Source organism: Cellulosimicrobium cellulans (assembly GCF_016907755.1).
Classification (GTDB): Bacteria; Actinomycetota; Actinomycetes; order Actinomycetales; family Cellulomonadaceae; genus Cellulosimicrobium; species Cellulosimicrobium cellulans_D.
The window spans coordinates 520,824-534,736 of the sequence record NZ_JAFBCN010000001.1; the positions used below are offsets into that span (position 1 = coordinate 520,824).

At 75.4% G+C, this 13,913-nt stretch carries 16 protein-coding genes; 4 read left to right on the plus strand and 12 right to left on the minus strand.

All coding sequences use genetic code 11. The features are described 5' to 3' along the window. Positions 1-2 precede the first annotated feature (2 nt). Complete coding sequence (locus JOE63_RS02270) at positions 3-803, plus strand: MerR family transcriptional regulator (protein ID WP_087470556.1); 801 nt, start codon at positions 3-5, stop codon at positions 801-803. Positions 804-818: 15 nt separating this feature from the next. On the opposite strand, the gene JOE63_RS02275 is transcribed toward JOE63_RS02270, so the two are convergent. The 3 genes from JOE63_RS02275 to JOE63_RS02285 are packed head-to-tail and all read right to left on the minus strand — an operon-like array spanning position 819 to position 2,778. Continuing rightward, a complete protein-coding gene (locus tag JOE63_RS02275; protein ID WP_204538799.1) occupies positions 819-1,568 on the minus strand; it encodes a zf-HC2 domain-containing protein in 750 nt (249 codons plus the stop codon). Continuing rightward, positions 1,565-2,071, minus strand: a complete 507-nt coding sequence (locus JOE63_RS02280; protein ID WP_279627894.1) for a sigma-70 family RNA polymerase sigma factor — start codon at positions 2,069-2,071, stop codon at positions 1,565-1,567. The genes JOE63_RS02275 and JOE63_RS02280 overlap by 4 nt, the downstream gene beginning before the upstream one ends. A 20-nt stretch (positions 2,072-2,091) precedes the next feature. Then, positions 2,092-2,778 carry a YceI family protein gene (locus tag JOE63_RS02285; protein ID WP_087472655.1) on the minus strand — a complete coding sequence of 229 codons (687 nt, stop codon included), beginning with the start codon at positions 2,776-2,778 and terminating at the stop codon, positions 2,092-2,094. Positions 2,779-2,949: 171 nt separating this feature from the next. On the opposite strand from JOE63_RS02285, the gene JOE63_RS02290 reads away from it, so the two are divergent. Continuing rightward, positions 2,950-3,534, plus strand: a complete 585-nt coding sequence (locus JOE63_RS02290) for a COG4315 family predicted lipoprotein (protein WP_087470557.1) — start codon at positions 2,950-2,952, stop codon at positions 3,532-3,534. Positions 3,535-3,572: 38 nt separating this feature from the next. Here the strand turns inward: JOE63_RS02290 and JOE63_RS02295 are convergent, their stop codons facing one another. The 3 genes from JOE63_RS02295 to JOE63_RS02305 all read right to left on the minus strand — a co-directional run bounded on the left by JOE63_RS02295 (position 3,573) and on the right by JOE63_RS02305 (position 5,682). Next, positions 3,573-4,421 (minus strand): M15 family metallopeptidase, encoded by an 849-nt coding sequence (locus tag JOE63_RS02295; protein WP_087470558.1) that lies wholly within the window; start codon positions 4,419-4,421, stop codon positions 3,573-3,575. 62 nt (positions 4,422-4,483) lie between these two features. Continuing rightward, positions 4,484-4,897 carry a VOC family protein gene (locus JOE63_RS02300; RefSeq protein WP_239576590.1) on the minus strand — a complete coding sequence of 138 codons (414 nt, stop codon included), beginning with the start codon at positions 4,895-4,897 and terminating at the stop codon, positions 4,484-4,486. Positions 4,898-4,899: 2 nt separating this feature from the next. After that, entirely contained in the window at positions 4,900-5,682 is a 783-nt protein-coding gene (locus JOE63_RS02305; RefSeq protein ID WP_087470559.1) for a deoxyribonuclease IV, read from the minus strand. Positions 5,683-5,852: 170 nt separating this feature from the next. Between JOE63_RS02305 and JOE63_RS02310 the strand changes: the two genes are divergently transcribed. Then, positions 5,853-7,442 (plus strand): GH39 family glycosyl hydrolase, encoded by a 1,590-nt coding sequence (locus JOE63_RS02310; protein WP_204538802.1) that lies wholly within the window; start codon positions 5,853-5,855, stop codon positions 7,440-7,442. 91 nt (positions 7,443-7,533) lie between these two features. Continuing rightward, positions 7,534-8,739 (plus strand): ROK family transcriptional regulator, encoded by a 1,206-nt coding sequence (locus JOE63_RS02315; RefSeq protein WP_374058979.1) that lies wholly within the window; start codon positions 7,534-7,536, stop codon positions 8,737-8,739. A 23-nt stretch (positions 8,740-8,762) separates the two neighbouring features. Here JOE63_RS02315 and JOE63_RS02320 read toward each other — a convergent pair whose 3' ends face one another. From JOE63_RS02320 to JOE63_RS02345, 6 genes are all read right to left on the minus strand, one after another. Further along, positions 8,763-9,800, minus strand: coding sequence for a hypothetical protein (locus JOE63_RS02320; protein ID WP_204538805.1), 1,038 nt, complete (start codon positions 9,798-9,800; stop codon positions 8,763-8,765). Continuing rightward, positions 9,793-10,428, minus strand: a complete 636-nt coding sequence (locus tag JOE63_RS02325; protein ID WP_204538808.1) for an ABC transporter ATP-binding protein — start codon at positions 10,426-10,428, stop codon at positions 9,793-9,795. Before JOE63_RS02325 ends, JOE63_RS02320 begins: the two co-directional genes overlap by 8 nt. A 4-nt stretch (positions 10,429-10,432) precedes the next feature. Next, the gene (locus JOE63_RS02330) at positions 10,433-11,503 is read right to left on the minus strand and encodes a peptidoglycan-binding domain-containing protein (RefSeq protein ID WP_204538811.1); all 1,071 of its coding nucleotides are present in this window, start codon (positions 11,501-11,503) and stop codon (positions 10,433-10,435) included. A gap of 23 nt (positions 11,504-11,526) precedes the next feature. Next, positions 11,527-12,042 carry a hypothetical protein gene (locus tag JOE63_RS02335; RefSeq protein ID WP_204538814.1) on the minus strand — a complete coding sequence of 172 codons (516 nt, stop codon included), beginning with the start codon at positions 12,040-12,042 and terminating at the stop codon, positions 11,527-11,529. Next, a complete protein-coding gene (locus tag JOE63_RS02340; RefSeq protein WP_157759534.1) occupies positions 12,042-12,386 on the minus strand; it encodes a hypothetical protein in 345 nt (114 codons plus the stop codon). Before JOE63_RS02340 ends, JOE63_RS02335 begins: the two co-directional genes overlap by 1 nt. A 152-nt stretch (positions 12,387-12,538) precedes the next feature. Next, entirely contained in the window at positions 12,539-13,888 is a 1,350-nt protein-coding gene (locus tag JOE63_RS02345) for an enolase C-terminal domain-like protein (protein ID WP_204538817.1), read from the minus strand. Between the last annotated feature and the right edge of the window lie 25 nt (positions 13,889-13,913).

Genomic DNA, 13,913 nt, shown 5'->3' on the forward strand with positions numbered 1-13,913 from the left:
GCATGGACGAGCACACGACGGGGCAGGTGGCCCGCGCGACGGGCCTGAGCGAGAAGGCGGTCCGCCTGTACGTGGACCGGGGGCTGCTGACCGCCCGGCGCGCCACGGAGGCCGGGCCGCGCCTGTTCGACGAGGACCAGGTGGCGCGCGCCCGGCGGGTGCGGCTCCTGCGCGACGTCGGCCTCTCCCTCGTCGAGGTCGGCGAGGTGCTCGGCGCGCCGGACGCCGTCGCGGCCTTCGACGCCGTGTGGAGCGCGCGACGGTCCGCCGTCACGGAGTCGCTCACGGCGGGGGAGTACGTGCGGTCCGTGCTCGCCGGTGCGCCCCGCCTCGACGTGGAGGTCCGCCGCCGCGCGGTGGAGGAGCGGCTCGTGCTCGGCGCCGGGCGCCGTGCGACGCTCGACGAGCTGCCGCGCGTGCTCGCGGAGGCCACCACGGCCGTGTTCGAGGTGCTGCGCGCGGCGGGCGTGCCGCTCGCCGGGCACCCCTACGTCGAGTACCACGAGCGCGCGACGGAGGGGTTCGCCGCACGCGTCACCGTGCAGGTCCCCGTGGCCGAGGCCGTGCGGCCGCCCCAGGGGTTCGCCCTGACGACGGACGGCCCGCACGACGAGGCGTACGTCGCGCTGACCGCCGCGGAGGCGGACGACCAGGCCCGTCTCGTCCTGGTCCACGACCACCTGTCGTCCGGGCTCGCGCTCGCCGCCGGCACCCCGGCCGGGGACAACCGCGAGATCTACCTGCCCACGTGGGCGGCCCGCGGTCCCGGCCCGGTCCTGGAGGTCTCGGTGCCGGTGGCCTGACGCGCCGTCGCCGGCTCAGACGTCGGCCGCGGCCAGCGCGCCGTCGACCCCCACGACGCCGAGCTCGAGGCGCGCGATCCCGTCGACGGGGACGGCGGACGACGCGCCGAGCCCGTCCGAGCTCCCCGCGTCGGTGGACGACCACGTCGCGACGACCTCCCGGGCGCCGGCGTCGTCCACGAGGACGAGCTGGTACGTCGCGCCGTCCTCCCACTCCCCGACGGGGTAGGAGCACGACCAGTCGAGACGCGTGCCCCACGCGGCCGGGGTGAGCGTGAGGTCGGCGCGCACGTCCGCCGCCCCGACGGGCTCCAGCGCGACCTCCGTCGTCCCGGCCGCGACCGGCGGCGGTGCGTCGTCCGGACGCGTGACGGCCACCCCGCCCGCGACGCCCGCCACGACCAGACCGACGGCCGCCGCGGAGAGCAGCACGCGGCGTCGGGCCCGACGCCGGCGCGCACCCGCGGCGACGGCCGCGAGCGGGACCACGGTGCCGCCGTCCCCGCCCGGCGCGCCGTCGCGTTCGCCGCCCGCCGCGTCCGGGCCGGTGCCGGAGCCCGCGCCGTCCGTGAGCGCGTCGGCGTGCTCGGCCGTGAGCATGCCGAGGATCCCGGGCATGCCGGCGAGCTCGCCGACGGCCGCCCGGCACGCGGGGCACGTCGTGAGGTGCTGCTCGAACGCGCGCCGGTCGCGCGGGCTGAGCGCACCCAGCACGTAGGCCGCGTCCCACTCGCGGTACGGGTCCGGGGGAGGGGTGGTGGTCATGACGAGACTCCCTTCTCCTGCAGCGCGAGCCTCAGCGCGCGGAGCGCGTAGTGCATGCGGGACTTCACGGTCCCGGGCGGGACGCCGTGCGCCGCCGCCATCTCGGCCACGGAACGCCCGTGGTAGTACGCGTCGACCACGACGGCCCGGTGCTCGGGCGAGAGCGACACGAGCGCGTCCGCGACGAGCCACGCGTCGAGGACGGCCTGCGTCGCGTCCGCCTCGCCGTGGTCGGGGACGTCGGCGCTCGCGAGCTCGCGCCGGTGGTGCGCGCTGCGCAGCTCGTCCACGACGAGGTTGCGCGCGACCGTGAAGAGCCACGCGCGCACCGAGCCCTCGGGGCGCTCCAGCACCTCGGGGTGGCGCCACGCGCGCAGCAGCGTCTCCTGGACCACGTCCTGCGCCTGCGCAGGGTCGTCGGTGAGGCGCGCGACGTAGCGCTCCAGCGCGGGACCGTGCGCGGCGTGGACCGCCCGCAGCAGGTCGTCGGCGTCGGCACGCACGCGCGGCACCTCCCCGTCCGTCACGACCCGGACGCCGGCACGAGGTCGAGGCCGAACTCGACGCTGCCCGCGTCGTCGACCGTGACGAACCCGAGGCTCGGCGCCTGGACGTCGAAGTCGGAGAACGTGATCGGCACGCTGCCGACCACCTGGACGCCGTCGGCGGTCGTGCCGACCTGGGCCTCGACGGTGACGGTCCGCGTCACGCCGTGGATCGTCAGGTCGCCCGTGAGCTCGACGTCGGCGGTGCCCGCCGGGAGGTCGGCGGGCTCGGTCAGGGCGAACGTCGCGGTGGGGAACGTCCCGACGTCGAGCGCGGAGCCGCGGAAGTAGGCGTCGCGCGGCGGCTCGTCGGTCGCGACGCTCGCCATGTCGACCTCGACCGTCGCCGCGGCGAGGGCGCCGTCCGCGACGGTGAACGACCCCGTGACCTGGTCCGTCCGGCCGGTCACGGTGACGTCCTCGCCCTGCAGCACCTCGTGCACGCGGTACCCCGCGTACGAGCCGTCGGCGACCGTCCAGTCCCCCGCGAGGCCGGCCGGGTCGAGCGCCGCCCCGTCGCCCGACGGCGCGTCGAGGGTCGGCTCCTCGGCCGCGGCCCGGTTGGACCAGTCCGCGTACAGACCGGGCCCGACCACGACCGCGGCACCGCCCAGCACCACGACACCGACCCCGACACCCACGAGCACCTTCGTCCTCCTGCGCACGTCCCCTCCTCCGATCATCCTCCGTCGACCCCGTCACCCAGGGAGACGAGGCAGGAGCCGGATCGGTTCAGTCGGGCCCGGCGCGCGGCCCGGTGAACCGCGCGGCGGCCCGTGTCGTCATGAGAGTAGGGGCCGTGCTCGCGACCCCGACCGTGCTCCCGAGGAGTCGACATGCGACGCACCCAGACCACGACCGCCACCACCGTCCCCACCTGGGCCGTCGCCGCGACGCTCGCGACCACCCTGGTGGGGGTGCTCGCCGGGTGCTCCGGCGGGGGAGGTGGCCTCTACGGGGGAGGCGGGAGCAGCCCGTCCACGGACTCCGGCACGACGAGCGACGGCGCGACCGGCGACGGCACGGGGTCGGGCGGTGCGGGGCCGGTCCTCGGTACGGCGGACTCGTCGCTCGGCACCATCGTGGTCGACGGGCAGGGCATGACCGTCTACTACTACGACAAGGACACGAAGGGCTCCGGGACGAGCGCGTGCGAGGGCGAGTGCGCCGCCGCGTGGCCTGCGGTCCACGCGGCGAGCGCGGACCCCGAGGTCGACGGCGTCACGGCCGAGGTCGGCACCATCACAGGCGTCGACGGCGAGCTTCAGGTCACGGTCGACGGCCGCCCCGTCTACACGTACGCGGCCGACCAGGCCCCGGGCGACGTGTCGGGTCAGGGAGTGAACGGCGTCTGGTACGTCGTCGCGCCGGACGGCACCGAGATCATGGACGCCGCCCCCGCAGCCGGGTCGGGTTACTGACCCGCCCGCCCGGGCGCGGGCGAGCCGAGTCCCTCCCGCTACCGTCCGGTCGTCGAGAAGTGCTGGTAGTCCACGGGGCTCTCCCAGGCCCCGCCCCACGACCAGCCGGCAGCGGCGAACGCCCGCACCACGACGTCGTCGGGCAGGATGACGCCGGGTGCGGGCTCGCGCGCGACGAAGGCGGCACCGGCGGGCGGCGCGACCGCCGTGCCGCGGACCCACGGGTTCTCGACGGGATTGACGTCGATCGCGCGTCCGAAGGAGTGCTCGGACCACCGGTCCGTGCCCGCGACGGGGCGGCAGTTGAAGGCCGACGTGTTGTCCGCCGCCATGCTCGCGTCGTCGTCCCCGCCGAAGTCGTCGACGAGTCGCATCGACCGGATCGGGTACCCGGCGTCGAACAGCGTGCGGAACACCGTCACCACCCCGTCCGCGACGTCCGCGTGGACGACGAGCTCGCCCGTCGCGACACCGCCCTCGAACGTGCGGTGGCTCAGCGTCAGGTACCGCAGGTCGGAGAGAGGCACCGGGCAGCCCTCGCGCCAGGACGAGGGAGTCATGCGCGCCGCGAGGCCGGCGTCGATCCCGGAGACGGTGCTCTCGAAGACGGGCGCCTGCGGGACCGCGGGCGGCGCCGACGCGGGCACCTTCTGCGGTGCGGGGCCGCCCCGGTCCGGTGCCGCCGCAGCGGGAGCAGGCGCCGCCGGCTCGGGCGGTGCCGAGCGGTCTGACGGCCCGGGGGCGGGTACGGCCGTGGGCGAGGAGCCGACCGGGGACGTCGGGTTCGCGGCGGGCCCGGGTGAGCAGGCGACGAGCAGGCTCGTGCTCAGCAGCAGCCCGAGCGTCGCGACGGTGCGCGCGGCGGGGGAACCCGACGACGAGGCCATGGGGCCAGTCTCCGCCCGGCGTGGGGTGCTGGCTCGCGCTGACCCGGCTCCGCGGCGTCGGGTCAGGCGTGGTCGAGCGGCGGCGAGCTCAGGCAGAACGGGTGGCCCTCGGGGTCGGCGTAGACGCGGAAGAGGTCGTCGGGGTGACCTTCCTCCTCCGGCGTCCCCGTGAGCGGGCGCGCGCCGCACGCGACGGCGTGCTCGTGCGCCGCGGCGAGGTCGGGCACGTCCAGGTCGACGTGCACCCGCGCGCCGCCGGGCCACGGCGGGACGTCGGCGTCGGACCGCTGGAACGCGAGGCGCGACGCGCCGCCCGGGATCTGGAGCGACAGCCAGTCGTCGCCAGCCGGGTCCGTGCTCTCGTGGCCGGGGGTGTACTCCCAGCCGGTAAGGCGACGGTAGAACTCGGCGAGCGCGCGCGGATCCCGCGCGTCGACGGTCGCGTTGCGGAGCCGCATCGGCCGTGGGTCGGCCATGGTCAGCCGAGCTGCTCGCGCAGCCACGCGACGTCGACGGGGACCTCCGCGTGCGTCTCGCACACGACCGACGTGCCGGCAGCGCGCACGACGCCGAGCAGGAGCTCGGGGTCGATCGTGCCGGCCGTGAGGCCGGCGTGACGGTCGGCGCCGGAGCCCGCGGTGTCACGGCTGTTGTTGAGGTGCACGAGGTCGACGCGGCCGGTGATGGCACGCACGTCCTCGACCGCCGTGGTGAGGTCGATGCCGCCCGCCCACGCGTGGCACGTGTCGAGGCAGAACCCGACGTTCTCGGCGCCGTCGGCCTGCTGGATCGCGGCCCACAGGCCCTCGATGCGCTCGAGTCGCCGGGCCATGGAGAAGTCGCCGCCCGCGGTGTTCTCGACGAAGACGGTCACGTCCGTCTGGAGCGCGTCGATCGCCTTGCGCCAGTTGTCGAACCCCTTCTCCGGGTCCTCCTTCGCGGTGACGTGCCCGCCGTGGACCACGACGCCCGTCGCGTCGACCGCCGCCGCGCCGTCGACGATCTGCTGGAGCAGCTTGCGGCTCGGGATGCGGATGCGGTTGTTGGGGCTCGCGACGTTGATGACGTACGGGGCGTGCACCACGAGCTCGAGGTCCGCCGCCGCGGCGGCGTCCTTCAGGGCCTCCGCGCCGCCCGGGAACGTGAACTCCGGTCCCTTCCAGGACTGGGGGTCGCCGAGGAAGATCTGGGCGACGTCCGCGCCGATGCTCGCTGCCTGCGCGATGACGTCCGACTGGTCGAGGTGGGCTCCGATCCGCATGGGGACCAACCTACGCGGAGCCGCCCACGGGCGCGGAGCGGGCCGCGACCCGGGGTGGGGAGGTGTCGCCGAGCAGAAAATCCATCAGTTTGATTTATACTCGTCGGACGGCGCGAGCGCGTCGAGCGCCCGTGCGTCGGCACGTCGCGCGCACCCGACGAGGAGGACGAGTGGCCGAGCCGATCACCCTGCACGCGAGCGCGACGGAGACGGGGCGACCCCTGACCCACTTCTGGAGCACGGTCGTCGGCGCCGGGCGCGCGAACGAGGGGCTGCGCGCCGACTGGCAGCGCCACCTCGCCGAGGTGCGCGCGGAGTGCGGGTTCGAGTACGTGCGGTTCCACGGCCTCCTGCACGACGACATGTTCGTCTACACCGAGCGCGAGGACGGCACGCCCGTCCTGAACTTCCAGTACGTCGACGCGCTCTTCGACGCCCTGCTCGACGCCGGGGTGCGGCCGTTCGTCGAGCTCGGCTTCAGCCCCCGCGCGCTCGCCCGCGAGACGGAGACCGTGTTCTGGTGGGGGGCGCACGGCGCGCCTCCTGTCGACCTCGACCGGTGGTCGTTCCTCGTGCGCTCGCTCGTCGAGCACTGGGTCGCGCGCTACGGCCTCGCCGAGGTCCGCGCGTGGTACTTCGAGGTCTGGAACGAGGCCAACCTGCGCGGCTTCTTCCGCGGCACGCGCAGCGAGTACCTCGCCCTCTACGCCGCGTCGGCCCGGGCCGTGAAGGCCGTCGACGAGCGCCTGCGCGTCGGCGGTCCCGCGACGTCGAACTTCGTGCCCGACGCCCGCTTCGACGGGGAGGCCGAGGACTTCCAGGTGCACGAGGCGACGCTCGGCGCCGACCTCGACGCCGTCGACTGGAAGCCCGTGTGGCTCGAGGCGTTCCTCGACTTCTGTGAGCGTGAACACCTGCCCGTCGACTTCGTCTCGACGCACCCGTACCCCACCGACTGGGCGCTCGACGAGCACGGCCAGGGCGCGCGCCTCACGCGCGAGGTCGACGCGACCCCGAAGGACCTCGCTCTCCTGCGCCGCCTGGTCGACGCCAGCGCGTTCCCCGACGCCGAGATCCACCTCACCGAGTGGAACTCGTCGTCCTCCCCTCGCGACTTCACCCACGACACCGTGCCCGCCGCCGTCTACGTCGCGCGGTCGGTGCTGCGCTCGATCGGCACCGTCGACTCCCTCGCGTACTGGACGTTCACCGACGTCTTCGAGGAGGGCGGCGCGGGCGACGAGATGTTCCACGGCGGGTTCGGCATGATCACGCTCCAGGGCGTGCCCAAGCCGACCTTCCACGCCTACCGCATGCTGCACGCGCTCGGCGACACCCTGCTCGCGACCGCCGACGACGGCGTCGTGACGCGCGACGACGCGACCGGCCGCGTCACGGCGCTCGTGCACCACTACCCGGCCGAGGTCACGCGCTCGGTCCCCGCCTCGTTCGACGACCGCACCGTCGCCGACGCGACGGAGGCGGCGGGCTCGCCCCGCGACGTCGCGCTCGTCGTCGAGGGGCTCGCGCCCGGCGCCGTCGTCGAGCTCGAGACCCTCGACCCCGAGCACGCCAACCCGGTCGCCGCGTGGCGCGCGATGGGCGCGCCGTCGTCGCCGACGCGCGAGGAGACCGCGCTCCTCGACGCCGCCGCCCGCGCGACGCGGCGCGAGTCCGTGGTCGTCCCCGCCGACGGCGTCCTGCGGGTCGAGCGCACGCTCGCGCCCTGGTCGCTCCTCCTCGCCCGACAGGTCGCGTGAGGGGCCGGACCATGCCCGCCGGTGGGAAGATGTGGCGGGGCGGGCGCCCGGCCCGGTCGTCGTCGACCGGGCGCGAGCAAGGAGGCAGGGCGTGACGATCGACCAGGCGGGCGCGCAGTCCGCGGTGCGCCGCGGCACCAACCTGCCGCGGATGGGCGACTTCAACGAGTCCGTCATCCTCGACGCGATCCGGCGCGCGCCCGAGGGGCTGAGCCGCGTCGAGCTCGCCGGCGCGACGGGCCTGTCGGCGCAGACCGTGTCGAACATCTGCCGCCGGCTCCTCGAGTCGGGCCTCGTCGCCGAGGCGGGCAAGAAGAGCGGCCGCGCGGGCAAGCCGCGCACGGTGCTGCAGATCGTGCCCGGCGGCCGGTACGCCCTCGGCGTCCACCTCGACCCGGCGGTGATCACGTACGTGGTGCTTGACCTCGCCGGGCGCGTCGTCCACAGCCTCCGGCGCCCCACGCCCGCGGTGGTCGACCAGGAGTCGACCATCGCCGCGATGGCCGAGACGATCGACGCCGTCATCGACGCGTCCGGCGCGGACCGGGACCGCATCCTCGGGCTCGGGATCGCCGTGCCGGGGCCGATCGACCTCGCGAGCGGGTCCGTCGTCGACCCGCCCCGCCTCGAGGGGTGGGGGCGCGTCCCGCTGCGCGACCGCCTCGCCGAGGCGACCGGGCTCCCCGTCCTCATGGACAAGGACGTCATCGCGGCCGCCGTCGCCGAGCGGTGGGCCGGTGCGGCGACGCACTCGGGCAACTTCCTCTTCTTCTACCTCGGCGCCGGGTCGGGCATGGGCGTGGTGGTCGACGACGTCGTGCTGCGCGGCGCGTCCGGCAACGCCGGCGAGGTCGGCGGCCTCGACGCGAACTGCACCACGCGTGCCCTGGTCAACGAGGCGGTCGCCGCCGGCGTGCTCGACGCCGTCCCCGGCCGCGGCCCGAGCGTCGAGGGGGAGCAGCTCGCCCGGCTCGTCGAGCTCGCGGCGGCGGGGGAGCGCGGCGCGCAGGTCATCATCGACCGCTGGGCGCGGCGCGTCGGCACGGGTGTCGCCGCGGCCGCGGCCCTCCTCGACTCCGAGCTCGTCGTGTTCGGCGGACCCAACTGGCCGCTGCTCTCGCGGCGGTTCTTCGCGACGGTCGAGCCGATGATCTCCAGCTCGCCGTTCGTCGACAAGATGCACGACATCCGCGTCGTCAGCACGCACCTCGGCGAGGACGTCGGTGCCGTCGGCGCCGCCTGCCTCGTGCTCGACCAGACCCTCTCGCCCCAGCCCCAGGCCCTCCTCCTCGGCTGAGGGCGAGGTCCGGCCGACCGAGGTCAGCGGTCCTTCGCGAGGTCCGTCGGGCGCCGGACAGCGAGGTCCGCGGTCGCGGCGAGGGTGACGACGGCCCAGGTCCCGGCGAGGACCAGGCCCCACAGGACGGGCGTCGTCGGATCGAGGTACCGGGCGTGGAGCGCGACGGCGGCCAGCGTCGTCGCCGTCGCGGCGACGCCCGCGACGAGAAGGGTCTCGAGCGCGACGAGGACGAGCAGCGAGCGTGCGGACGTGCCGGAGAGCCGGTACACGGCGAGCTCGCTCGCGCGCAGCCGGTACGTGACGGCGGTGGTGACGGCGCCCAGGAGCCCCAGGAGCACGGGCAGGAAGCGGCTCGGCCGGTCGAGGAACTCCTGCACCGGGTCGCTCGTCGCCCGCAGCGCCTCGGTGCCGACCACGGCGTTGCCGCTCACGTGCAGCGAGGCGATCTGGGTCGCGGCGACGTCGTCGAGGGCCACGAGGGGGTCGAGCACGACGACGCAGCGCTCGACCTGGGCGTCGTCGGGCCGGAGGGGCACCGTCAGGGAACGGCCCGTCCCGACCCCCTCGCGCAGGGCCGGGGTCCGCGCGGAGTCGAGCGCCTCGTCGCCGACGAGCACGCGCTGGTCCGCGGGCCCGGTCCGGTCGAGCAGGCCCGCGCCGACGAGGGCGTCGACGTCGGCGAGCCCGGGGACGAGGGCGGTCGACGCACGCTGCACGGGGACGTCCGGCCCGACGGGCACGACGAGCGCGCTGCCGCCCGGGACGACCGCTCCCGCGGCCTCGACCCCCGGCGCTCCCGCGAGCGCCTCGCACGACGCGCGTGAGACGAGGGCGGGCTGGTCGGGGTTCGCCTGCACGTAGCTGACGACGCCGCGTCCGCGCTCGGCGAGGTCGTCCAGCTCGTCCTGGAGCGACGTGGTCTCGAGCGCGACGAAGGCCGCGGTGCCCGACCCGAGGACGACCGCCAGCGCGACCACGGGAAGCAGCCGGGCGGAGCGGCCGACGGTGTTGCGCAGGGCCTCGCGCGCGAGGTCGGCGACGCGCCAGCCGTCACGCACGGACGACCGCCTGGGGCCGCAGCGGGACCGTCGCGTCGGCGGCGGCGACGAGCGTGGGGTCGTGGGTCGCGACGACGATCGTCGCGTGCGACACGAGTGCGGCGAGGATCCGGGCCACGAGCTCGGTGTTGGCGGCGTCGAGGTTCGCCGACGGCTCGTCGGCGAGGATGAGCTCCTTGCCCGACGCGAGGGCGCGCGCGAGCGCGACCCGTTGGAGCTCGCCGCCGGACAGGCGCCGGGCCTGGTCGCCCTCCCGGTCCGCGAGCCCGACCTGGTCGAGCGCGGCGCGCGCGGTCTCCCGGGCCTCTCGTCGGGGGCGGCCCGCCGCGAGCGGCGCGACGAGGACGTTGTCGAGGACCGAGCGGCGCCCCAGCGCGTTGGAGCCCTGGGGTACCCAGGCGACGACGCCGGGCGAGGGCGGCCTGGCCGACCCGTCGGGTCCGTGGAGCTCGATGCGGCCCGTCGCGAGTCGTTGGTACCCCGCGACAGCGGCGAGCAGCGACGACTTGCCGCTCCCCGAAGGTCCGACGAGCGCGGTGACGCGCGCGGGCTCGAACGTCGCGGTCAGCCCGGAGAACACCGGGACGGGCCCGAACGCGATGGCGGCGTCGATCACGTCCACGCGCACGCCGCTACCCGCACCCTGACGTACCGGTGGCCTGCGTCGCGTCGCGCAGCACGCGGGAGCCGACGAGGTCGGCGTCGACGAGCACCGTGGCGAGCTCGTTCCCGGGTTCCGCGACCTCGAGCCGGCGGGGCTGCGCCGCGGCCGTGGAGCCGTCGCTCAACAGGACGCACGTCGCGCCGTCGTGGTCCACGCGCACGGCCGTCGAGGGGACGGCGCCGCGCTCCGCCGGGTCCTGGAGCGCGAGGATCGCCCCCCGGTAGCGCACCGTCGACGTCGACTCGTCGGCGATCCGCTCGAGCGTGCCCGCGGCCGCGGCCTCCTCGAGCGCCGCCACGACGCCGTCCAGCTCGGCGCCCTGGGGCGACGCGCTCGACATCGGTACCTCGACCTCGCCCAGGCGCAGCACGACCGGCTCCCGAGCGAGCCGGCCGAGACCGCCGCCCTCGGCGATCGAGGCCACGGTCAGCGCTTCCACGGGCTGCGAGCCCTCCAGCACCGCGTCGCCCGCCTCGACCCGGTCCCCCAGGCCGACGAGCGGACCGGTGACCGCCGGCACCGAGTCGTCGACCCGCACGACGTACGAGAGGCGGAACTCCCCGTCCCGGGGAACCCCGAGGCGCTCCTGGAGCGCCCGGACCGCCTCGCGCGTCGCCGGGCCGAAGCGGTCGTCGACGCCGACCGCGTCCAGGTACCCGAGCGACACGAGGTAGTCCCCGAGCGCGCGCACGTCCGTCCCGCGGTCACCCAGGCGCAGGTCGCGCCACAGAGGGCTGCCGCGGTACGCGAGCACGTCGACGCCGTCGACGGCGAACAGCGCCTGCCCGGCCTCGACGGGACCCGCCTCGGTGAGCGCGGTGACGACTCCCCCCGCGGGAGCGCGGACCTCGGGAGCCACGGCGCGCACCGTCGCGACCTCGACCGCGGTCCGTCCGTCGTCGGAACGGGCGCCGACCTCGACGACCGTCGGCGCCGGCACCGCGACGCTCCGCTCCTCCGCGGCGTCGACGAGCGGGAACGCCACGGCGACCGCGACCACGGGCACGGCCCACAGCGCCACCAACGGCGCCAAGCGCACCCAGCCACGGGACCGGTCGCTCCTCACAGGGCGTCGTACTCCGCGACGCACGCCGCCTCGTCCAGCCCGGCACCGGTCACGGCGCGCTGCGCCTCCGCGAGCGTCGACGGGACGCCCAGCCCACGCTCCTGCAGGCAGTACCTCAGGGCGTCCAGCAGCGACGTCTCCTCCTGGTTCGAGGTCTGCCAGACGACGTCGACGAACCTGAGGTCACGGTCGTAGCAGGTCTTCTCGACGCCGGAGTCGACCGCCTCGGCCGGGATCCCGCCCTGCCACACCACCCCGACGAGCTCGACGTCCCGCAGCTCGTAACCCTCAGCGCGCAGACACGCCCGAAATCTCTCGAACCCCGCCGTGTACTCGTCCTGGGACACCTCGCCGTCCATCAGCGCCTCGCGCTGCTCCGGACCAGCCGAGGAGAGGTCCTCGTCGGCGTTGATCGCGTCGAAGTGCGGGATGTCGTCGGAGCCGGTGCCGCCGCAACCTGACACCAGCAGCGCTCCCAGGAGCGCGCCGGCGCGACGGGACGAGCGTGCCATCACACGTTGGTCGTGAACACGCCGGTACCGGCACCGCTGTGCTGGGCCTGGGTGAAGTTCGTGCCGGTCCGCTTGGCGATCGCGTTGGATCCGCTCTTGTAGGTCCAGGTCGTCCACGACGCGCCGCCCATGTGGGCGTAGTAGCCCCGGACGCCGACCGTGCCGCAGTTGCCGCTCGCTGCGGACTGCACGGTCGACGAGTTCGACGCCCCGAAGACCTCGCCACCTGTGCTGCACAGCCGTGACGCCAGTCCGGCGGACGCGGGGGCCGCCGTCGAGACCATCAGCCCCACCGAGACCGCCACCGCAAGGAGCGCCGAGGCCCCCTTCGTTCCCTTGCGCATCACTGTTTCCCCTCAACATTCGTCGTCGAACATCGGACAGTGGTGCTCAAGGTAGGGGCACCGCCGATATTGCGCAACCCCGGAAAACAAAACACCGGATCCGGATGTGGCGCGCGGCTCCGCAGGTCAGAGCCATCGTGGCCGCCGCCGCGTCAGGCGCGGTGGGCGCTGCCGTCGGTGGCACGCAGGAGCGCCCAGCGGTCGTGCTCGAGCGGGGCGCCGACGGGGTACTTCCGCGCCGCGGCCTCGTCGAAGTCGACGCCGAGGCCGGGGGCCTCGGGCGCGAGCAGGTGGCCGTCGGTCGGGACGGGTGCGCCGGGGAATACCTCGAGCGTGGCGTCGCGGAAGGTCGCCGCCTCCTGGACGCCGAACGCGGGGGAGGAGATGTTGAGCGCCATGTTGGCCGCCATCCCGACGGGCGTGACGTCGCCCGGCCCGTGCGGCGCGGTGCGCACCCCGAACATCTCGCACACGGCGACGAGCTTGCGCGTGGGCGTGAGCCCGCCGAGCGTGGGGATGCGGATGCGCGCGAAGTCGATCGACCGGCCCGCGACCAGCGGGAGGTAGGCGCGGGGGTCGTGGTAGAGCTCGCCGACGGCGAGGGGCGTGGTGCCGGCGGCGCGCAGCTCGGGGAAGTGGGCGGCGTCCTCGGGCGCGAGCGCGTCCTCGAGGAAGAACAGGTGGGCGTCCTCGACGGCGCGCACGAACTGCCGCGCCTCGGCGGGGGTCATGCGCTCGTGGGCGTCGTGGAGCAGCTCGACGTCGGGACCGACGCGGTCGCGCACGTCGGCGAGGATGCCGGGCACGTGGCGCAGGTAGGCGAGCGTGTCCCAGCGGTCGGTGCGTGCCCGACGCCGCGCGGCCTCGGCCTCGTCGCGGGGTGCGGTGCCGTAGGTGTCGCGGCCGGGGACGGCGACCTGGACGCGCACGTGCCGGTAGCCGCGCTCGACGGCGGCGAGGACCTTCTCGGCGACCTCGGCGGCGTCGGCGCCGTCGACGTGCGTGTACGCGTCGGCGTACGCGCGGGCCTTGCCGCCGAGGAGCTGGTGGACGGGGAGCCCGGCGACCTTGCCCTTGAGGTCCCAGAGCGCGACGTCGACCGCGGCGAGCGCGTTGTGCTCGATCGAGCCGCCGCGCCAGTAGCCGCTGTTGAGCAGCAGGCGGTGGAGGTCCTCGATGTCCGAGGGGTCGCGACCCACGAGCATCGGGCCGAGGTACTCGTCGACCACGGTGCGCGTCGCGAGGGGGCGCTGCGGGTCGCTGCCGTCGCCGAGCCCGTAGAGGCCGGGCTGGTTGGTCTCGACCCGCACCACGACGTACGGGCAGCCCTGCGGGCCCGTGAGGAACGTGCGCACCGCGGTGATCCGCAGGCCCTCGTCGCCGGCGCCCGAGTGCTCGGGAGTCCACGGCGCGGGGGCCAGGACCTCGCGGACGACCTCGGTCCCGACCTCGGGAAGGTCGGCTCCGGTGCCGTCCGTGCCGGGCTGCTGCGCTGCTGTCATCGGTGACCTCGTTCCGCGGGTTCGG